Source organism: Rubrivirga sp., from assembly GCF_965213695.1.
Classification (GTDB): domain Bacteria; phylum Bacteroidota; class Rhodothermia; order Rhodothermales; family Rubricoccaceae; genus Rubrivirga.
Genome location: NZ_OZ243912.1, coordinates 1,606,433 through 1,627,023, shown reverse-complemented (window position 1 = coordinate 1,627,023; position 20,591 = coordinate 1,606,433). Strand labels below are relative to the sequence as shown.

13 protein-coding genes are annotated in these 20,591 nt (G+C 71.3%); 4 read left to right on the top strand and 9 right to left on the bottom strand.

The annotated features are described in order from the left end of the window. Positions 1-40 precede the first annotated feature (40 nt). From tssD to tssG, 4 genes are all read left to right on the top strand, one after another. Positions 41-511 carry a type VI secretion system tube protein TssD gene (gene tssD / locus ACOOHE_RS07095; RefSeq protein ID WP_420457109.1) on the top strand — a complete coding sequence of 157 codons (471 nt, stop codon included), beginning with the start codon at positions 41-43 and terminating at the stop codon, positions 509-511. Positions 512-714: 203 nt separating this feature from the next. Next, positions 715-1,107, top strand: a complete 393-nt coding sequence (gene tssE, locus ACOOHE_RS07090; RefSeq protein WP_420457108.1) for a type VI secretion system baseplate subunit TssE — start codon at positions 715-717, stop codon at positions 1,105-1,107. Beyond that, positions 1,104-2,840 carry a type VI secretion system baseplate subunit TssF gene (gene tssF / locus ACOOHE_RS07085; protein ID WP_420457107.1) on the top strand — a complete coding sequence of 579 codons (1,737 nt, stop codon included), beginning with the start codon at positions 1,104-1,106 and terminating at the stop codon, positions 2,838-2,840. The genes tssE and tssF overlap by 4 nt, the downstream gene beginning before the upstream one ends. Positions 2,841-2,842: 2 nt before the next feature. Then, positions 2,843-3,832 carry a type VI secretion system baseplate subunit TssG gene (gene tssG, locus ACOOHE_RS07080; protein ID WP_420457106.1) on the top strand — a complete coding sequence of 330 codons (990 nt, stop codon included), beginning with the start codon at positions 2,843-2,845 and terminating at the stop codon, positions 3,830-3,832. 169 nt (positions 3,833-4,001) lie between these two features. On the opposite strand, the gene ACOOHE_RS07075 is transcribed toward tssG, so the two are convergent. The 9 genes from ACOOHE_RS07075 to ACOOHE_RS07035 all read right to left on the bottom strand — a co-directional run bounded on the left by ACOOHE_RS07075 (position 4,002) and on the right by ACOOHE_RS07035 (position 20,488). Continuing rightward, positions 4,002-4,430: a hypothetical protein gene (locus ACOOHE_RS07075; RefSeq protein WP_420457105.1), complete on the bottom strand. Its 429-nt coding sequence runs from the start codon at positions 4,428-4,430 to the stop codon at positions 4,002-4,004. 19 nt (positions 4,431-4,449) lie between these two features. Continuing rightward, the gene (locus ACOOHE_RS07070) at positions 4,450-4,740 is read right to left on the bottom strand and encodes a hypothetical protein (RefSeq protein ID WP_420457104.1); all 291 of its coding nucleotides are present in this window, start codon (positions 4,738-4,740) and stop codon (positions 4,450-4,452) included. Positions 4,741-5,139: 399 nt separating this feature from the next. Continuing rightward, positions 5,140-6,240 (bottom strand): RHS repeat domain-containing protein, encoded by a 1,101-nt coding sequence (locus tag ACOOHE_RS07065; protein WP_420457103.1) that lies wholly within the window; start codon positions 6,238-6,240, stop codon positions 5,140-5,142. Between the two features lie 772 nt (positions 6,241-7,012). Beyond that, the gene (locus tag ACOOHE_RS07060) at positions 7,013-7,441 is read right to left on the bottom strand and encodes a hypothetical protein (RefSeq protein WP_420457102.1); all 429 of its coding nucleotides are present in this window, start codon (positions 7,439-7,441) and stop codon (positions 7,013-7,015) included. Further along, positions 7,438-12,153: an RHS repeat-associated core domain-containing protein gene (locus ACOOHE_RS07055; protein ID WP_420457101.1), complete on the bottom strand. Its 4,716-nt coding sequence runs from the start codon at positions 12,151-12,153 to the stop codon at positions 7,438-7,440. Before ACOOHE_RS07055 ends, ACOOHE_RS07060 begins: the two co-directional genes overlap by 4 nt. Beyond that, positions 12,146-13,261 carry a DUF2169 family type VI secretion system accessory protein gene (locus ACOOHE_RS07050; RefSeq protein ID WP_420457100.1) on the bottom strand — a complete coding sequence of 372 codons (1,116 nt, stop codon included), beginning with the start codon at positions 13,259-13,261 and terminating at the stop codon, positions 12,146-12,148. The genes ACOOHE_RS07055 and ACOOHE_RS07050 overlap by 8 nt, the downstream gene beginning before the upstream one ends. A gap of 91 nt (positions 13,262-13,352) precedes the next feature. Continuing rightward, positions 13,353-15,395, bottom strand: a complete 2,043-nt coding sequence (locus tag ACOOHE_RS07045) for a type VI secretion system Vgr family protein (RefSeq protein WP_420457099.1) — start codon at positions 15,393-15,395, stop codon at positions 13,353-13,355. Between the two features lie 318 nt (positions 15,396-15,713). Further along, a complete protein-coding gene (locus tag ACOOHE_RS07040; RefSeq protein ID WP_420457098.1) occupies positions 15,714-16,226 on the bottom strand; it encodes a hypothetical protein in 513 nt (170 codons plus the stop codon). A gap of 473 nt (positions 16,227-16,699) precedes the next feature. Next, on the bottom strand, positions 16,700-20,488 hold the full coding sequence (locus ACOOHE_RS07035; RefSeq protein ID WP_420457097.1) for a hypothetical protein: 3,789 nt from the start codon (positions 20,486-20,488) through the stop codon (positions 16,700-16,702). Positions 20,489-20,591 lie beyond the last annotated feature (103 nt).

Here is a 20,591-nt window from a genome sequence, read left to right as displayed (position 1 = left end):
CTAGCACCCGCGTTTCCCCTCCCCCACCACCCCCAGTACCATGCCAGTTCCCGCATCTATCACCTACTCCGACGGCATCACCGGATCGAACACGATCGTGGGCCGCGAAGGCACGTCGGAGGTCATCCAGCTCGAGCACACGCTCCAGATCCCGCTCGACCGCCAGCGCGGCACCGTCAGCGGCAAGCGGATCCACAGCCCGGTCACGATCATCAAGGAGATCGACACGGCCTCGCCGCTCCTGTACCAGGCGTGCGCCGAGGGCAAGAAGCTCGCCGAGCTCCGGATCGACTGGTACCGGATCAACGAGCAGGGCGTCGAGGAGAAGTACTTCTCGCACACGCTCAGCGACGTGAAGATCGCCGAAGTCAAGGCGATCCTGCCGAACACGAAGAACCCCAAGGAGGACCGTCTGACCCACCTCGAGGAGGTCAAGCTCGTCTACGAAAAGATCGAGTGGCGCCACGAGGAGGGCTACGAGTACTCCGACTCGTGGAAGGAGAACTCCTAGGCCAGTCTCCTGCTTTCTCCGCGCCGCCCCGGGATCCGTCTCGGGGCGGCGCGTTTCTATCGGTCGGCCCGACCGCTGGGATGCGGTCTAGCTTCACCCGCCGGTCCGCGTGTAGGCGCAGCGGCGTGCCCCTACATCCGAGGATCAGAGGCCCCCACCCCGGGGCCGTCCACCGACTGCCCGACAGGGCGTAGGTTGCCCCTATGCGCAGCATCATCGACGTCCTCCACGGCCGCGACGACGGGCCCGACGCCATCGTCCGCAGCGTCGTCGACAACCTGGGCCGGCTGCTCAACACGCGGCGCGGGTCGGTCGGCCACCTCGACGGGTTCGGGCTCCCGGACCTGACCGAGATCTACCGCGACGTGCCCGAGTCGATCGAGGCCCTGCGGACGGCGGTCCGCGAGGCCGTCGTGGCGTACGAGCCCCGGCTCTCGCGCGTCCGCGTGACGCACCACTCGACGGACCCGTACGACATGCAGATCGTGCTCGTGCTCCACGGCGAGCTGCCGGACCGGCGGCGGATCGAGCTGAGGACCACGTTCTCGTCGGCCGACGTCGTCCGGGTCGACCGGCTGGCCCGGGACGACCCATGAGCGCTCGGCGCTACTTCGACGAGGAGATGCGGTACCTCCAGGAGGCCGGCGCCGCGTTTGCCCAGGCCCACCCGGAGGCGGCCCGCTTTCTCGGCACGGCGGCGGTGACGGATCGGGACCCCTACGTCGAGCGGCTGTTCGAGGGGTTCGCGTTTTTGACCGGCCGCGTGAGGGAGCGGCTCGACGACGAGTTCCCGCGCGTGACCGAGGGGCTGTTCGAGCTGCTGTTCCCCCACCTGCTGCGGCCCGTCCCGTCGTGCGCCATCGTCGAGTTCACGCCGCGGCCCGGGCTCGTCCAGGAGCCCGTCGTGTTGGCGCGCGGGACGCCCGTCCTGTCGGCGCCCGTCGGGCCGGAGCAGACGACGTGCGAGTTCCAGACGACCCAGGACGTCCGCCTGCTCCCGCTCCGGCTGACGGCGGCCGAGGTCGAGTGGCACGGGGCTTCGAGCCGGCTCCGGCTCGCGCTCGAGGCCGAGCGGGGCGCGACGATCACGGCCGGCGCGCTCGACGCGCTCCGCCTCACGTTCCAGGCCGAGGCCCCGGTCGCCGCGGCCCTCCACCTCCACCTGACCCGGCACGTCCGCACGGTGACGTTGGCGGCCGACGGCCAGACGGTCGGGCAGTTGGTCGGGCAGTCGGCGGTCGTGCCCGTAGGGCTCGCCGAGGACCAGGCGCTCCTGCCCTACGACGCCCGGTCGTTCGCCGGCTTCCGCCTGCTCCACGAGTACCTCTCGTACCGGCGCAAGTTTTGGGCCGTCGACGTGCTCGGGCTCGGCCGGTTCGAGCTGCCCGAGCGGCCGAGCCGGTTCGAGATCGTCGTCGAGTGGGACCGGGCGTTCCCCGACGACCGCCGCGTGACGGCCGACAACGTCCGGCTCCACTGCGCCCCGGCCGTCAACCTGTTCGAGACCGACGCCGAGCCGATCTCGGTCGACGGGACGACGACGGAGGTCCGCGTGGTGCCGGACGCCGGGCGGCCCCGGTCGGTCGAGGCCGTCGACGTGCTGTCGGTCGTCGGCGTCGAGGACGATACGGGGCGGCGGCACGAGTACGCCCCGTTCTACCAGTTCGGCGGTCGGCCATCGCGGCACTTCGTCGCCACGCGCCAGACCGGGCCGTACGGCGTCCCGGAGCTCGTTCTGTCGCTCGGCGGCGAGGCCGGTGCCGGCGGCGTCGCGACGCCCGAGACGCTCTCGGTCCGGCTCCGGTGCACGAACGGGGGCCTGCCCCGGGAGGCGCTCCGCGAGGGCGGGCTGGACCGGCTCGGGACTGGCGTACCCCAGATCGCCCGCCCCTCGAACGTCACCCGCCCGACGCCGGCGCTCCGCCCCCCGACCGACGGGGACGAGTCGGCGTGGTCCCTCGTCTCGCACTGGGCGCTCGGCCAGCAGACCGTGGCCACGCGCGAGGCGCTCGTCGAGCTGCTCGGGCTGTACGACTGGACCGAGGACGGGGCCAACCGCCGCCGGATCGACGGGGTCCGGGCCGTCACGGCGACGCCGCGAGAGCACTTCCACCGGGGGAGCGTGATCCGCGGGACCGGCGTCCGGGTCGATGTCGACGGGACCCACTTTGGCGACGACGGCGAGGTGGCCCTGTTCGGGCTCGTCCTGAGCGAGTTCCTGTCGCTCTACGCGACGCTCAACGCCTTCGTCCACACCGACGTCGTGGTCCGCCCGTCGGAGCGGCGGCTCTCGTGGAGGCCCGAGCGCGGCCGGCTCCCCGTCGTCTGACCGTGGAGACGCCTGACCCGATCCCGCCGCCCGGTCCGCCGGAGCGCCTGTTCCGAGAGGGCTACCTCTACGACTTCTTTCAGGCCGTCCGGCTGCTCGAACGGGACGCCGACGGCCCGGCCATCGGCACGACGGCCGACGCGCGCGCCGAGCCCGTCCGCATCCGTCCGTCGGACGCCCTGACGTTCCCCGGCGCCGACGTCCGACGTATCGAACGGCGCCCGGACGGGTCGGCCGATGTCGTCGTCACGTTCGGCGGGCTCTACGGGGTCGACTCGCCCTTGGCGCCGTCGTTCCACGAGCCGGTCACGACGGACCCGTCGCGCACGGCGGCGCTCCGCGACTTTCTCGACCTGTTCGCCGGCCGGCTCTACGCCTACCTGTACCGGGCCTGGCGAAAAGCTCGGCCCGAGGTCGAACCGGAGGTGCCGGCACGAGACGCCCGTCGGTTCGCGGCCCTGGCCGGTGCAGCGCAAGCGGCGCCCTGGACGTCCCCGGCTCCGCCGCTCCAACTCGCCGCCTTCGCCGGCCGCCTCTCCGACCGCCGCCGGACGGCCGACGGGCTCCGGGCGCTCGCGGAGGCGTTCGTCGGAGCGCCCGTCCGCGTGATCGAGAACGTCCCACGCTGGATGCCCGTCCCGACCCGGCCGTCCCTGGGGCCCTCGGGGCCTCGGCTCGGGGCCAACGCCCCGCTCGGTGCTCGCGTCCTGGACCTCACGGGAAAGATCCGTCTCCAGGTCGGCCCCGTGGGGATGGACCAGTTCCAGGACCTCCTGCCCGGTGGCGACGGCGCGCGGACGCTGGCCGCCCTCGTCCGCCTCTATGCTCGGGACTCACTGTCGTGCGAGGTCGAACTCGTCCTGGACGCCGCGGCCGTCCGCCCGACGATGCTGGGGGACGGACTGGGCCAGATGGGGCGGACGGCGTTCGTGGGCCGTCCCCGCGGCACCGACGTCCGCCGCGTGGCCACCTACGACGCCGCCGACGCCTAGCCCGGCTCCGCACGCGCCAGACCTCCGCCAAGCGTCCTGCGGCGCTGTAGACGTACCGCCAAGACGTACCGCCAGCCCACGCCCCCGTGCCGGCCCGAGGCGTCGGACTTCGAGAGGAGGTTCCCGTCGGCGTCGTACCCGAGCGCCCGCCCCTCGGCCACCCGGACCGCTACCACGCACTGGCGGTCACCGTCGTCGGGTGAGCCGGCGTCGGCCACGGGCAGTTACGGCAACCGGACCGGGCGGCCGGGACGTTCCCCGCCGCGTCGGCCTCGTACGCCGCCAAGCCACGGTCCGGCAACACACTCGACGCGAGCCGGCCGTCGACGTCGTGGCCGAACACGAGCGTGGCCGCCTCCGGGCCCGATGGGCCCCGCGCCCACCGCGAGTCATCGATGGCCGTGATCCGCCCGGACTCGTCGTGGGCGTAGCTGCGCCGGAACACCTCCGCGAGCCCGACCCGCCCGGGACCCGCGTCGCGGACAACCCGCTGCTCGGCGAGCTCCCCGAACGCCGTGTACGACCGGACCCCGACAGCCCCCGCCCCTGCCGCGGGGAAGAGGAGCACCGTCAAGAGGACGAGCTTCTGGAACTTCACCACGTGTGGTCAGATCGAATCAATACGGACTCGCAATCACTATCGACTCGCTGAACATATATGTTTTACCCACCCAGCCTCTGTAGTGCGGGTTTCGGTCTTCGTGGTACTCCGCATCGACGTCGTACCGAGTGGAGAACGGTCTCTTCATCGTGACGGTCAGAGAATCCTCCGGGACGGGCCAGTCGGTGGATACCCCACTGATCTCGTTGCCCATATCTAGCTCGTTTCTCACGATCCTTGCTGCATCGGGGAAAGCATCGTCTAGCTTACGAAGTGCGTCCGCTATTTGCATTTGGGCTTCCTCCATCGGGTCATTGGTGAGTCGAGATCAAGTCTTCTTGCAATCGCTCCCGAATCTAATCTGTCTCCGAAGTCTGGGATAAAGAACTGCTCAGCTCCTCCTTTCCCATACGATGGGTTCGCCAGCGCTGTGCCGCGAGCCACCTGGACGTCCTCCGTTAGCTCGAACCCAAACATATGAGAACGGAAAGTTCCTGTTGCACTGTGACGGGGTACCTGTACCATGTCGTTATACTTGACAGCATCTCCCCCTGCTGCACGGACGACTCCCTCTTGCACTACGAAGCCGGATCGGTACGACCCTTCGATACCCGGGACTCCTCCAGTGTACACGACTGTCCCCTTTTTGAGCGTCGTAGTCCTCCAAGAGTCGGGGTGCCAGTCTGGAGGACTGCTCTGCCATTGCCTAGCCCGCCACGCTGGCGTGGTATGGGGTACGCCATAGAGCCCGAGCGGATCTATGTCGTCGGTGGGCTGGCCCACATAGCCGTGAGGCCGAAGCCCCCCCCTCGATCCCCATCAGATCGTTGCGGACGTACGCCCGCGTCCTTGGGTCGTAGTACCGGTGTCGGTTGTACCGGAGCCCGCTCTCGGCGTCGGCCACCTGGCCCGGGAACCGGACCTCGACCTCGGGGCCGCCCGGCTCGACCGGCCCGACGGCGACCTCCCCGCCCCACGGGTCGAACCGGCCCTCCCACACCAGCGCCCCGTCCCGGTCGACGGCCAGCCCGGGTTGCCCGACCTGGTCGCACTCGATGACGGCCACGCCTTCCTCGTCGTCTAAGAGCGCGAGCGGCTCGAGCCCCTCGAACGCATACGTCCGCACCGAGACCGCCGCGCTGGCGACGCCCAGAGCTTGCGGCGCCCGCTCGACCCGCCGGCGCTCGGCCGGGACGTCGCCGTCCCACACCACCCGCTCGGTGAGCCCCGACCTGTCCTCGGACCACGCCTGGCGGGCCACCCGACGGCCCAGCACGTCGTACCCGTACCGGCCGACGCACGTCTCCCCCGGCCCGTCCCCGCGCCAGACCTCGGCGAGCCGACCGGCCGCGTCGTACACGTATCGCCACGCCTCGGGCCCGGCGACCGACCGCTTGCTCAACAAGTTGCCGTCGGCGTCGTACCCGAGCGTCCACCCCGCGGCCACACGGACCGCCACCACCCGCTGGCGGTCGCCCGTGCCTCCGTCGGCCACGGGGAGCTGCGGGAGCCGGACCGGCGCGGCCGGGACGTTCCCCGCCGCGTCGGCCTCGTACGCCGTCAGGCCACGGTCCGGCACCACGCTCGACGCGAGCCGGCCGTCGACGTCGTGGCCGAACACGAGCGTGGCCGCCTCGGGGCCGGACGGGCCCCGCGCCCACCGGCTGTCCTCGACGGACGTGATCCGCCCGGACTCGTCGTGGGCGTAGCTGCGCCGGAACACCTCCGCGAGCCCGACCCGCCCGGGACCCGCGTCGCGGACAACCCGCTGCTCGGCGAGCTCCCCGAACGCCGTGTACGACCGCAAGCCCACCGCAGCTGGCGCCCCGCCTACTGGGGAGACGAGGTGAGCCAAAAGCAACAGGAGCAAGGAGGCCGCTGAATCCATCAATTGAGGCTCTTCGGCCGTTACCCTAGCTCAGACAGGACGGAGGGGCTCATCGTATGCATCGAGGTAGAGAGCACACATCCTACGAACTATATCCTGACGTTCTGGTGCATCGATGCGATCACCCGTGCTCCACTCACCAACGCTTCCGACCATGACCAATCCATGCCTTGGATCAATATCACAGATGAGACCCCGGCCCCCCTCCTGATAGAATATTCTTTCTCCTCTATCTATAATCCTTAGCCCTGCCAAAACGCTCTCTACGATTGAGCAAAAAACTTTATCGTCGTGAAGCAAATCATTTATTTTATGTTTGTCGTCTCTGGTCATTGCTCAACGCCCGCAAGGGGATGCGCGAATCAGGGACCCAACCACTCCACCGTCGATACGACGCCTGACGATCGAAGATACATTTTTATTCGCTAGAAGAGCCGGCTTCTCGACCCGCCACCACGTCCATTCCCCGTGGGAACCGAAACGTTTCGCCCAGTCGAAAATACATTGACATTCCCGCTCGCTCCCTCCGCGAAGCGTTTAGAAGCAATATCCCACACCTCAGCCGCCTGCGATGGCTTCATACCCCTAGACGGACTGAACAGGTCAAGAGAGTCAGTACGGACTCGCGACCACTACGAACTCGCTGAACACGCACGTCTTGCCAACCCAATCTCTGTAATGCACGAGTTTCTTACCCCGCCAGACTCTCGATTACTTCAGAGAGAGTCTGGCCTGAGGGTCGGAGCACCCCAGTCGGAAACTGCGACCTCCCATACTCTCTCAGGAGAGAACTCAACCACTGATCTTCGTATCCTACCGACAAAGCTTCGGCTATCAGACGGAAGTCATCGGATACGTACGATGCGATATCGTGCTGATCCGTGGCATTGCTCGCGGCGAGGAAGCTCTGCCGGGCCAAGTCAGAGACATCCTCTGGCACATCGCCCTGCTCCTCTAGCAGAGATTGCACGACGTCGTTGCACCGCATCCACTCTCGGTCAAACGGATCGTTATCTCGCTCGTCTAGCACTGAGTCCAGGTCGATGGCTTCGAAGAGGTCCGCGTTGACGATCTTCTGACTCTCGACGAGGTCGATGAGTTTTCTAGTACTTGTGTTCATCTCTGTCCGTTTGAGCGGAGCCAGTCGTCGATGAGGTCAACGGACTCTCTTGGAGATACGTCAGTGCCGAGAACGTGGGTTCCGTTCGGCGACTTCACGTCGACCCGGACGTCGTCCAGACCAGAATACGCCTGCCGGTACGCATCGAACAACTCGTCGTCACTACCTACGAAGTCGCCTTGCCTGGGTCCGACGTGTGCTCTTTCCGCGTCATGGAGCCTCCAGTGGTCGTGTCCAGGGTCTGCACCCCGGAAGTGGAGAGTAGGTCTCGTTTTGTCTGAACGACCGACCTCGAATGGGCGACCCTTCGACTTCCGCACGGCAGGAACATGGTGGCCCGCGTCTCCGAGATGGAGTCTCTTCTTAATGTTGCACCCTCCCAGCCCGAATAGGTCCACCCACTCTACTGGGTCTGCAACATAGCAATGGGAACGCAATCCGCCTCTCAAACCGGCAGGGTCTGACTGGCCATACGTTCGCGTTTCTGGGTCGTAGTACCGGAAGCGGTTGTACCGGAGCCCGCTCTCGGCGTCGGCCACCTGGCCCGGGAACCGGACCTCGACCTCGGGGCCGCTCACCTCGACCGGCCCGACGGCGACCTCCCCGCCCCACGGGTCGAACCGGCCCTCCCACACCAGCGTCCCCTCCCGGTCCACGGCCAGCCGGGGCTGCCCGACCTGGTCGCACTCGACGACGGCCACATCAGCCTCGCCGTCGAGCAGCGCGACGGGCTCGAAGCCCTGGAAGGCGTATGTCCGCACCGCGACGGCACCACTGGCGACCGCACCGCTGGCGGCGCGCGCCAGCGGGTCGCGCTCGGCCCGCTGGCGCTCGGCGGGCACGTCGCCGTCCCACACGACCCGCTCGTCCAGGCCCGACCCGTCCTCGGCCCACGTGTGCCGGGCCACCCTCCGCCCGAGCACGTCGTACCCGTACGCCCCGACCTGAATCTCGCCGGCCCCGCCGTCGCGCCAGACCTCGGCGAGCCGACCGGTCGCGTCGTAGGCGTACCGCCAGCTCGCCCCGCCGTGCCGGCCCGACGTGTCGCGCTTCGAGAGGAGGTTCCCGTCGGCGTCGTACCCCAGCGTCCACCCCTCGGCGACCTGGACCGACACCACCCCGCCCCCATCTGCCTCGCCGCCGTCCGGGCGGAGTGGGGCGGGCAGTCGGACCGGCGCGGCCGGGACGTTCCCCGCCGCGTCGGCCTCGTACGCCGCCAGGCCACGGTCCGGCAACACCGACGAGGCCAGCCGGCCGTCGGGGTCGTGGCCGAACGCGAGCGTGGCCGCCTCGGGACCGCCCGGCCCCCGGGCCCACCGGCTGTCCTCGACGGCCGTGATCCGGCCGGCCCCGTCGTGGGCGTACGTCCGGCGGAACACCTCGGCCAGCCCGACCCGGCCCGGCCCGGCGTCGCGGACCACCCGCTGCTCGGCGAGCTCCCCGAACGCCGTGTACGACCGCAGGCCCACCGCCGCCGGGGCGGTCCCGACGTCGGCCCCCATAGCCCGCCGCTTGGGCCGGCCGAGCTTGTCGAGCGACGACCGGACGAGCGGGCCGGCCCCGTCGGCCACCGACGTCAGCCGGCCCTCGGCGTCGTGGCCGAACGCGAGGTCCCGCCCGGCCGGCGTCGCCCGCCCGACCCGGCGGCCGAGTGCGTCGTACGTGCTCCGGACGACGGCCGTGCTTCCGTCGAGCGGGGTCCCGGCCAGCGTCCCGTCGGCCAGCCGCTGCCACTCCTCGGTGACCCGGCCGACGGCGTCGTAGGCGAACCCGACGGCGACCGTCCCGTTCGCGGCCTCGGACATCCGACCGCCCGCGTCGTACGCGAACGTCTCTGTCGCCTCGGAGTCAGTGCCGGCCGCGTGCGTCCGCTCGGTCAGCCGGCCCGCCGCGTCCCGCTGCATCCGGGTCACGAAGCCGCGCGCGTCGACGGACTCGACGAGCCGCCCGGCCGGGTCGTACCCGTAGGCCAGCCGACGGCCGGTGAAGTCGACCTCCTCGACAACTTGGCCGGCGAGGTCGCGGGCGAACGACCAGTCCCGGCCCGTCGCGTCGGTGACGGTCGAGAGGTCGCCCTCGGCGTCGTAGGCGTAGCGCGTGACGGCGCCCGAGGGCTGGGTCACGGCCGTGACCAGGTCGAACAGCGGGTCGTGCGCGAACCGGCGGACGGCCCCGTCGGGGTCGGTCACGGCGGCTACGTTGCCGGCGGCGTCGTAGGCGAACCGCGTCGTCCGCGACGGCCCGCGCTCCTGGCCGGCGACCCGGTCGGTCCGCCGCAGGAGCCGGCCCGCGGTGTCGTAGACGAACACCGTCTCGCCGCCCTCGGCGTCGACGCGCGAGGTGAGCCGACCGAGGGCGTCGTAGGCGTAGCGCGTGGTGGCCCCGGTCCGGTCGGTCGTGGCGACGAGCTGCCCGGCGGCGTCCCACGTCAGGAGGACCGACTGGCGGAGCGCGTCCTCGATTTCGGTCGGCAGACCGCGCGCGTCGTAGCGGTAGCGCGTGGTGGCGCCGGTCGGGTCCGTCTCCTCGGCCAACCGCCCGGCGTCGTCGTAGGCCCGGGTCCAGGTCGAGCCCGAGGGGTCAGTGAACGAGGTCGGCCGGCGCGCGTCGTCGTAGGCCAGTTGCCAGGTCGCACCGTCGGGGGCCGCGATCTGGGCGAGGTCGCCGTCGCGTGTGTAGCCGAACCGAGTCGTGTGGCCGAGCGGGTCCGTGACGGCCGTCCGCGCGCCCGTGTTCGGGTCATAGGCATAGCGCGTGACCCGGCCGAGCGGGTCGGTCGCCTCGCGGACGCGGCCGTCGGCGCCGTAGTCGACGACGGTGACGCCGCCGCGCGTGTCGGTCACGCGCGTGACGCCCTCGTCGAGGTCGTAGTCGAACGTGTAGTCGAGGAGCCCGTCGCGGCCGTCGGGCGTCTCGCCCCAGGCCCGGACGCAGCGCGTCTCCAGGTCGCCGTCGGGCGATGTAAACGCCCGGTACTCCCAATGAAAGCGGGCGCCGCCGCGGAACGTCTCGGCCACGATCCGGCCGTCGGCGTCGTGGTGGTAGCGCTCGGGCTCGCCGGTCGCGTCCCGGGCGGAGACGAGGCGCCCCTCGCCGTCGTACGCGAACTGGGCCAGCACGGCGGGCTGGCGACGGCCGTCGGGGTCCGGCCCGGCGATGGCGACAACGCGGCCGGCGCGGTCGGTCTCGACGTCGAGCCGCCGTCCGGCGCTGTCGGTGATGGCCAGGCCGCGGTCGTCGGGCTCGATGGTGATCGCGTTGCCGGCGGCGTCCTCGATTCGGGCGAGCGCCCAGAGCTGACCGCTCCGCTCGGCGTCGGGCCAGTAGACCGTGCCGGCGCGGCCGAAGACGAGCGAGGTGCCGTCGTCGAAGAGCGCGCGGTAGCGGCGGACCGGCGTCTCGGCCGGCATCGGCCAGACCGAGGCCGGGCCGCCCAGGACGGGCGGAGCGCCGGCCTGTCCGTCGCCCGAGACGGCCGCGACCGCGCTGGCCTCGGCGATCAGGCGGACGCCCAGGTCCCGGGCCCACGTCTCGGCGCCCGGCGCTGGCAACACCAGCTCGACGACGGCCCCGCTCTCCAACCGGAGCACGGCGACGCCCTGGGCCCGATTGACCAGGACCGAAGCGTCGAGCGTCGACGTCCAGCCCGGCCCGAACCGGCCCTCGAAGGTCGAGCCCGTCATCCAGGTCCGCCCGAGTTGGAGCGGGAGCGGGCCGGGGAGCTCGACGTCGACGGCGTCGATCACGACCTCGCCCGAGATCGCGTCGACGGGGTCCGAGAAACACCACACGCGATTGGCGGCGCCGCGGACCCGGCGCGCGGCGCCGCCCATGATCTTCCCGCCCTTCTCCGCGAGGGCCCGCCCGGCCCGTGAGGCGACGGCGCGCCCGGCCCGGCCGGCGGCCTTGACCGCGTCCGCGGCCTTGTCGGCCGCCCGGACGACACCCGCGAGGGCGTCCGCGCGTCGGGCGAACTTGGCCCCCGTTGCCGCCGCGCCCGCGAACGGGATCATGGCCGCGGCCGAGAGCGCCGCGTTCGTGTAGTCCCCCTCGGCGAGGTACAGCAGCGCGTTCGCCCCGTCGGCGATCTCACCGAGCCCCGGGACCAGCCCGACCACGTCGAGCCCGAGGTGGACCGCGTCCATCACCGACATGTTCGAGACCGCGTCGCCGACGGCCGACGCGGCGCCCTTGACCTTGTCCGCCATCCGGCCGAAGAACCCCTTCTCCTCCTCCGTCTCCGGCAGCACCGGCGGGTTCGTCAGCCCCAGGATCTCGCCGTTCGGGCCAACGGACACGCCGGTCGGCGGCGTCGTGGCCCAGGTCACCACGCCGATCGTGTTGCCCGGCCCGTCAGGCCCGTTGCAGTTCATCTCCATCTCGGTCCGCTCCGAATGGATGAGCCACTCGCCGCCGACCCGGAACGTTGGCGAGACCGAGGCGGGAGACGGCCGGCACATCCCCAGGTTCACCTGGCTCGTGACACCACCCCCGACCCCGAGTTCGTCGCCGACGACGCGGCTGATCCGGGCGTTGAGGTTGGTGGCCGGCTTGCCCTCGAACCGGACGGTCGAGACCTCGCGGATGGCGTCGGAGAACTGGGCGAAGATGGGGAACGGCGTCGGCGTGCCGTTGGCGATCTTGCACACGTCGGGCGCCTTCGCCACGACGTAGCCGCGCGTGTCCTTCCGGAGTCCGGTTTGGCTAGCCATGGATCGGCACCGGTGCGTGGGACGAGAAAGCGGGGTCCGGCGTCGGCGCGTGCTTGGGCAGGTCCATCCGGACCTCGACGACGCGGAGCGGCTTGCGCTGGGGGAACACCGTCCGCCAGACGAGGGCCGCCCGGTGCTGGTCCGGGTCGGGGTCGGAGAGGTCCAGCTCGACCGTGTCGATCCGGAGCGGGAGCGCGGTCAGCGTCCCGTCCTGGAGGCGGAGGAGTCCGGCGAGCGTGTAGCCCGGCAGGCAGACGGAGACTTCGGGCACGTCGCGGTGGAGCCCCCGCACCGTGATCGTCTCGTCGCCGACGAGGGGTCCGGGCGCCTGGAGCGGCGGCGGCGCGCTGTTGTAGTGGGCAAAGTCGAAGTCGGCCGGGAGGTGGGGCCACCGCTCTTGGCGCCACGCCTCGTCGAACGTGCCCGCGAGCCCGAGCCGGGGCTGCCACGACCGCGCCAGCGGCCCGACGCCCGCGGGCTCGTACTCCTCGTCGGGCCCCTCGATGGGCGACCGAGCCCACTCGATCTGAGGCGCGGGCACCTCCACGTCCTCCGTCCGCTTGGGCCGGAAGAACCCGGTGCCGACGGGGTTCGGACGGTACTCGACGGTCTGGTCGGGGTCGTCGGGGTCGGGGAACGCTCCGCCGTAGGCCCGCTCGTAGACGAGGGGCACGGCGAGGGCCGGCGCGGGCGGGTCGAGCCGCCAGCCCAGCGCGCCCCGGCGCCAGACGCGCCGCCCCGTCACCCGGAGCGCAGCGTCGACCAGCCGGACCGGGTCGCCTTGGTCGTTCCTCCTCCCGACACGTACCCCGACCGTCCACGACGGCGCGGGCTCGCCGTCGGGCGCGTGGGCGACCGCGTCGAGGTGGACGTCGGCGCGGGGCTTGAGCGGGGCGAGGTCGCCCTCCCACCGGACGCTCGACGCCGTCGGGTCGCCGCGGTACACGTCGGCCACGCGGACGGGCGCCTGGTCGGGGTCCGGCCGGAGCGCGGCGTCGGGGACGACCCGGAACGTGCCCCTGACGACGAGCACGCCCATGTCCGTCGCGGCGTCGTCTTCGGCGGTGAAGACGAGCGGGGCGAACGGGGTGTAGTTGCGGAGCTCCACGTCGGAGTGTAGCGGATCTCGTGACCGGAAGGGAGCCCGGTTGGCTGATGGTCTCTTGAGGAGACCCCGCCGCGGCCCCCGTCGGCCGGTCTCAGTTGATGTCGACCGTCGGCGCGTTGAGGACGGCCGTGGAGCCGGCCCCGATGTCGACCTTCGTCTCGGCGTTGACGACGACGTTCTTGCCCGAGATCGTGATGGTCCCGCCCGGGGTGAGCGTGATCGACGACTCCCCGGTCTGGATCTTGACGATGCCGGTCGCCCGAAGCGTCACGGCGCCTTTGACGGACGTCGTCTGGCCGGCCGCGAACGTCTCCGTGACCGCGCCGACGACCGTCGCCGAGACCGTCCCCTGGACGACGCTCTCGGCGTTGCCCTCGACCGAGACGCCCTGGTTGCCCGTCGTCGACCGGGTCTCGTTGCCGGTCACCGAGACCGTCGCGTCGCCCGTGATGGACTCCGTGTGGGAGCCCTCGACGGTGATCGTCTTGCTCCCGCTGACCGTCTCGGACTGGTCGCCGCCGACCGACTTCGACCGGCCGCCACCGACCGAGATCGACTGGTTCGACCCGACGTTGACGTTCTGGTGGTTGGCGACCTGCTGCGTGTGGTCCTTGGTGGCGTTGAGCGTGACGTGCTCGTCGCCCCGCATGTCGTCCATCGTGAGCCCGTTGCCGCCCATCGTCTTGATGACGTTCTGGGAGCGGTTGGCCGCGGTGGCCGGCGAGGCCTGACTCGGGTTCGGGACCGTCCCGAGCGCCATCGGCCGGTCGACGTCGCCGTTCGCGAAGCCGAGCACGACCTCGGTCCCGGCGTGGTTCGGGAAGTGGAGCCCGTAGCCCGAGCCCGAGTACGGCTGGGCCATCCGGACCGGCTTCGACGCCTGGGACTCCGGCTTGTCCGACCGGTCGAGCCCGAGCCGGGCCCGGTAGCGGCCCTCCTCGTCGAGGTAGGCGTACTCGCCCCCGCCCGACTCGACGCGGCCCGTCATCAGGCCGGGCGCGCGGGGGATCTTTGTCGTCCGGGCCGGGCGGAACGGGGCTTTGGCGGGGATCGCCTGGAACGTGTTCGCGTAGCGCGGCGGCTGGGGCGCCCCGTCGCCGCCGGCATCGGCGTCGGGCGCCACGACCCCCTCGTGCTCGACGGCGACGACGAGGTACTCGGCGTTGAGGTCGGCCCGGTAGTGGTTCTCGAGGACGAACGTCCGGCCGGGCACGAACCCGGCCACGTCGGAGGCGCCCCGGACGATCCGGCGTCGGCAGGCGATCTCGTCGGCCCGGGTCTGGGCCAGGCGCTGGCCCTCGGCCAGGTCCTTGAAGTGCTCCCCGAACAGGTAGACCTCCTGGTCGCCTCCGCCCTCGACCGGGGCCTCGGCCAGGAGCTCCGTGTCGGGCGTCCGGTAGTTGTAGTCCTTGAGCACGACCGTCCCCGGCACCACGTGCTCGTGGACGCGGACGTCGGTCACCGACTCGGCCCGGTCCCGGACCATCCCCGACCCCTCGCGGTAGACGACGGCCGGTGCCCCCGACGGGCCCGGCCCGATGGGCGTGAACGCCCCCCGCCGGTCGGTGACGACGAGCGTCTCGCGAGCGCCGTCCTCGGGGTGCTCGAACTGGAACCAGATCCCCTCGCGCTCCAGGAGCCGGCGGAAAAAGGCTAGGTCGGTCTCCTCGTACTGGACGACGTACTCGCGCCGGGGGTACGACCGCTCGATGTCGAACCGGACGGCCGAGCCGGTGAGCCCGTGCTCGTCGAGCAGGTCCCGGGCCACGTCGACGACGGTCGCGTCTTGGAACACGCGGCTCTGGACCGCCAGCCCGAGCCGGAACAGGGCCGGCTCCAACCGGACGTGGTAGACGGTCCGGTCGGCCGAGCGCGCGCCCACGTCCATCGCCGTCACGATCCCGTGGGTCGGCACGGGGTCGAGCCCCCGGAACCGGACGAGCGTGGCCGGCTGGCCGAGCACGGCGGCAAAGTCGATGTCGGGATCTTCCGAGGCCAGGTCGAGGTCGACGGCGTAGGGCTCGGAGAGCGCCTCGCGGGCGGCGAACCGGGTGACCTCGAACACGCCGGGCCCGAGGCCGGCGGCGACGAACGAGAACGGGGCGACGTTGGCGTCGAGGTCGAGCGGGAGCATGGCGTCGGTGGTGGGGACCCCAACATAGGACCGGGGCCAGCGATCTCTAACCCTACGCCCGGTTGCGCCGTTGTGTCCCTGATCGTTTGCTGAGGGTGGGTGGGCCCTCGACCCTCACGAGGTCGCTGAGGGCAGGCTCAGCATCAGGCTGTCCCGAACGCGAGCGGCGCGGAGAGGTCGGGTTACATCGAACCCGCCAGCAGAAGGAGCCGGACCCCCGTGCCGACGTGGACGGACAGCACCGCGTGCTCGGCCTGGCGCGTCGTGCCGTCGGGGTGCCGGACCGTCACCTCGGCCTCGCGGCTCGGGGCCCGCCGCTCACGGCGTGATCCGGACGACGCGGAGCTCCCCGCCGACCTCCCCGACGTAGAGCCGGAGCCACGTCTCGATCCGGTCGTCCCCCCTCAGCAGGAGCGCCCGCTTCCCCAACGCCCCGGCCACCTCGTCGTCCCGGTACAGCTCCCACACCCGCCCGCCCGCCCACGACCGGAGCCCGACGTCGGGCTCGTCGAAGTCGGTTCGGAACCGAGTCCACTCCCGGCGGATGTCGTCGAGGTCCCGCTCCCGGGTCCCCTCGGCCGTCACCTGGTACGTCCCGACCGAGTCGTTGATGGCCGGGCCGATCTCGCGGTAGATGCCCTCGGCGTCGGCGCCGTCGAGGAGGTCGCGGAGCCGGACGGCGTAGGCCCGGAGCCGGGCCGAGTCGGCCGGGGTCCCGGCGATGACCGGGGCCTCCCGGAACACGGCGTCGAACGACGGGGCCCCGTCGGCCGGCGACCGCCCGCCCGGACGGACAAACACGGCCTCGGCCACGAGCGGGTTCGCCTCCACCCACGCACGGGCCGAGTCGAGTGCCGAAGGTCCCCACCCAGGCCAACGGGCCTCAAGAGCTGCGACCCACGACACTCGGGCTGAGTCGGCGTCGAAAGCGCCCCCTTCTACCGCCCCCCCCGGGACTCGGACCACCCGACCCCGAAGCGACGTCGGACCGACTACGGGGCCAGCCGCTCCCCCGCCGACCCAAGGCCAGACCTCGGCCCGGACAACGTTCTCGCCCGAGACGAGGGCGACACTGAGGCTGGGGTCCACCCAGTTGGCCGTTGACCGGCTCGCGAATGCCGTCCGGTCCCACACGGGGAACCCGTTGACCGTCACGCGCCACCGGCCGGCGACATCGGCGATGTCGAGTTCGACCCGGTACTCGACGCTGGAAGTCGCTCCCGCTCCGGTCACCGATTCGGAGCCGGAGGACTGAGTCGGGCTCCCGCAAGCGGCGACGGTGAGCAAGAGGAGGAGACGGACCATCAGGCGTCCTCGGGATAGCGGTATAGGAAGTCCTCAACTCTGACGAGGTCGTCCATCGTGGGTTGGGTCTCCGGGATCTTCGCGTCGGGGTCGAACGGGTGGCTCGGATCGAACGCGGCGAACCCGGTCACCTCGAACCGCCCGCCGGCCAGCGCCGCCCCGAGGTCGCCCTCGGCCGCGGCCACCGACGACGGCCACACGAGCCCCCGCTCCTCCAAGTCCTCGCGGGCGTTGCCCGCCGCCGCGCTGTGGAGGACGGTCCCGACCAGGCTCCCCCGGCCCATCGCCCGGCCGGCCGGGCCCAGGAGCGGGTCGACGAGGTCGGGCGGGAGGAGCCGGACCCCCGTGCCGACGTGGACGGACAGCACCGCGTGCTCGGCCTGGCGCGTCGTGCCGTCGGGGTGCCGGACCGTCACCTCGGCCTCGCGGCTCGGGGCCCACCGCTCACGACGGGCCTGAGCGAGGAGGTCACCATCGTTGGCGAGTGGGAGCGAGTCGCCCTCGGTGACCGCTCTGTAGCGAAAGCCGCGGTCAGCCCGGACGTAGTGGAGCGCGCATCGGACCGAGACAGGGCGCCCGACGTTGGTTCCGGCCGCCGATTGGGCCTGGACCGATGCGCTGAGCGCGAGGGTCCCGGCGGTCGGGACGAAGTGGGGGTCGATCTGGAACGTGAGCCCCGTCACCTGCCCCCGGTCGAGGCGCGGCCGGACCGTGACCGGGAACGTGAACGCCGTCTTGACGAACGTCTCCGTCTCGGTCAGGACCGGTCCGGCCATCACGGTCGCCGCGCGCCCGTCCCAGCCGGGGCGGGCCAGGGCCATCAGCTCCTCGCGCCGCACGGCGTTCGTGTAGCGTTCGCCCCAGACGGAGCCCGCCGGGAGCCACGCGAAGAGCGGGTCGGCGTCCTTTCGCTCCTGAGTCTCGAACCAGTCGGCGATCCACCCCACGGCCAGCCCGACGCCGATCAGCCCCAGCCCGATGACGACGGCGGGGGCGGCGGCGACGCCCATTGCGGCACTCCCTCCGGCCGACCCGACCATCAGCATGGCCCCGCCCGCGCCGCTGATCAATGCCGAGGTGATCATCGCCTCATCGACGTCCGCTTCGTCCTGAACGCCCGAGACGTCGGTGTCGTTGATGCCCTGGGCCACTCCGACGGTGGCCGTCGCGCCTTCGAGGAAAGGGGCCGCCCGTCCCAAGGCTTTCGCCACGCTGAGCAGTCGCCCGCGACCGACGCTCTCGTAGACCCCCGCTGCTCCGACAATGGCCTGCCCGGCCGCGACCGCCTCCCCAATCCCGAGCTTGCCTTCGCTCATGGCCCGGGCGACGGACTCGGCGTTGATCACCACGTCCAGCGCGGAGATCAATACTCCGACCCGCCCGGCGGCCGTCCGGGCCGGCGCCCAGACGTCCACCTCTACTGTCGTACGTCCCGTGATCGTAGTCGTCCGGGTGTAGTCGAGCCGCCAGCGCACCTGGCGGTTCCCTCGCATCCGTCGCTGCGTGCGAATCCCAACGATATCGGTACCTACCTCGGTGACGGTGGTCCCCCCCATCGTCACCCGGTTCGGCATCTGGCCGTCCGTCCTGAAGATCTGGACCTGCCCGCTGTCGTGGGCTTTGGAGAGCTTCCATTCGAACACCGCCGCGAGCGCAGCAGCCTCCTTTCCAGTAAGCGATACGCGACGGGTTCGGGTGGCGGACGAGCGTACGACCCGAAGGACCGGCCCGAGTGATTCGAGGATGGCCTTCGCTCCGTCGGACCCTTTGGTCACGACGGTCCAGAGGTTCTTGAAAGCCGGCGCGTCCAGGAACTGGCTCCACTCCCACGCGCGGGCCTCTTCGAGCGGGTCCGTGATCTGCTCGGCCTGCTCGATGGCGAGTCCCTGGGCGGTGCCGAGCACGCCGGCCGCTTGGTAGAGCTTGTAGGCGAGCGCGCCCCCGGCCCCCGCGCTACACATCGACCCGAGACCCTCCGCCACCACGCCGCCGATCTCCTCGGCCCACGCCGTCTCCCCGAGCGCGCGCGCGACGGCCGCGTTCCGCACGAGGTCGGCAAGGAGGGGACGGTCCAGCCACGCCTCTAGCCGCCGGCCGGCGACGCGGGCGCGGTGGGTGAGGTAGGCCTCTTGCTGGCGGAGCCCGTAGGCCGCGTGCCACACGAGCGTGTCGCCGTGCTCGAAGCCGGCGTCCGCGAGAGGCCGGCCTGCCACCTCGGCGTCGAACCCGTCCCACGCCCTCTCCATGTTGTACGCGGGGTCCCGGGTCGGGCTCACCCGGATGCCGTACGACTGCGGGTGATAGGTGGGCGTCACCTCCGTCTTCGCATAGAGCGCCTCCTCGAGGTACGTCCGCCGGTGCTCCGGTCGGTAGCACGCCGCCGCGGTGAGGCCGGCGCTGAAGCGCGCCGCCGAGCTCGCTTCCCACCACCGCTCGTGATGTGCGACGGCCTCTCGCGCGAGCCCGCTCATCCGGCTCGTCAGGCGGACGGCGTCGGGGAGGTACACCTTCCAGCAGTGGGCGGACCCGTCCCACCGTGCGCTCGACGCGGCCTTCTGGTACAGGTCGCCCTCCGATCCGAATGCGACCCGGACGAGCGGGTCCCCGGCGAGCGTCGCCGCCGAGCGGTCGAGGCAGGCCGCTGGGAGGCCGCCGTAGAACGTATGCGCGTAGGCCGCCCGGCCACGCGACTTGGCCACCACCGACGTGTCTAGAAGCACGAACCGGGTCGCCGGGCCGTGCGCTTCGGGCCGCGCGTAGCTCACAGTCTCGGCCGCAGCTTCCCCCCCGGACTCAGGGTACGAGGCGAACCGGTACGTCCCGTCCGTCCCGACCTCCCACACGCCGAGGCGCTGGGGCTCCACGTCTGGCTCCTCCGCGTCCTCGGCCGGTGCGTCGTACGTGCCCGCGAGCAAAGCGACCCAGAGGGTGCGGTCCGCGAGCGTCGGCGGCAGCTCCTCCGGGCTCCCGGTAGCCGCAGAGGGCCCTTCCGAAGGCTCCACGACGGCTTCTGTGGGGAGGATGCCTGCGCCCTGAGAGGCTGCCGCGGCTTCGTTGGGGTCGTACGAGGGGCTGGACATCCCCAGCGACCAGACGTGCTCGCGGGAGAGCACGGGATGGGCGGCCTCCGTCGACGGCGCGCGGAGGGGGTCTGGCGCGTCCGCCAGGACGGATGGTTGGCGGAGGGTGAACCCCCGCTCGGCACCTTCGACATCGGGGAACGCCAGCCGGTCGCCGTGGAAGAACCGCGTCGCCACGAAGCCCGCGACGTGTTTCCCGTCGAGGCCTAGTGGGGCGAGGCCGTCGGCGCCGCCGTACACGAAGACGTGTGAGAACGCCATTCCGGACGCCACCTCGCGTTCGCCGCGCTCGGTCTGGCCGGGACGGTGCAGGAGGCGGAAGCGGACGTCGCCGGAGCCTTGGAGCACGGCTTCCTCACCGGGAGGCACCGGAAAGGCGAGGTCCCACAGCCCGCCCGACGTGCCCGCTGTCTCCCCCTCCCCATCGGTCTCCGACGCCGCTGTGTCGGCAGAGGGACTCCGCTTGAGCTGGCGCAGCGTCTGCGTCGCGGCACTAACGGGCTTCTCGGAACGGTATACCTCTCCACCTGCAGCGTCTTCTCCGACGAGGACGAACACGTCGGGAAGGTCCGACACGTCGGGCGCCCAGATCCGGACGGTCCCGTAGAGCCCGGTTCGGACCGAAACGACGGTGTTCCGTCCCGTCCGGACGGAGATCGGTGCGCCGCTGTAGAGCGCCGAGGCAACGGGGAGCGCCGTGGTGCTCATACCGTATGGGGCTCGATGGACACGATCGAACAACGGCCGGGGTCCACATCGATGATTTGGACGACGCCCTCCGCGTTGGAGGTGAACGTCTGGACCTGGCCGT

What these genes read in the sequence shown, in the direction of transcription:
- ACOOHE_RS07060 (WP_420457102.1), bottom strand. Translation starts at nt 7,441, where the DNA reads ATGAACACAAGTACTAGAAAACTCATCGACCTCGTCGAGAGTCAGAAG.
- ACOOHE_RS07070 (WP_420457104.1), bottom strand. Translation starts at nt 4,740, where the DNA reads ATGGAGGAAGCCCAAATGCAAATAGCGGACGCACTTCGTAAGCTAGAC.
- ACOOHE_RS07045 (WP_420457099.1), bottom strand. Translation starts at nt 15,395, where the DNA reads ATGCTCCCGCTCGACCTCGACGCCAACGTCGCCCCGTTCTCGTTCGTC.
- ACOOHE_RS07055 (WP_420457101.1), bottom strand. Translation starts at nt 12,153, where the DNA reads ATGGCTAGCCAAACCGGACTCCGGAAGGACACGCGCGGCTACGTCGTG.
- tssF (WP_420457107.1), top strand. Translation starts at nt 1,104, where the DNA reads ATGAGCGCTCGGCGCTACTTCGACGAGGAGATGCGGTACCTCCAGGAG.
- tssE (WP_420457108.1), top strand. Translation starts at nt 715, where the DNA reads ATGCGCAGCATCATCGACGTCCTCCACGGCCGCGACGACGGGCCCGAC.
- ACOOHE_RS07035 (WP_420457097.1), bottom strand. Translation starts at nt 20,488, where the DNA reads ATGAGCACCACGGCGCTCCCCGTTGCCTCGGCGCTCTACAGCGGCGCA.
- tssD (WP_420457109.1), top strand. Translation starts at nt 41, where the DNA reads ATGCCAGTTCCCGCATCTATCACCTACTCCGACGGCATCACCGGATCG.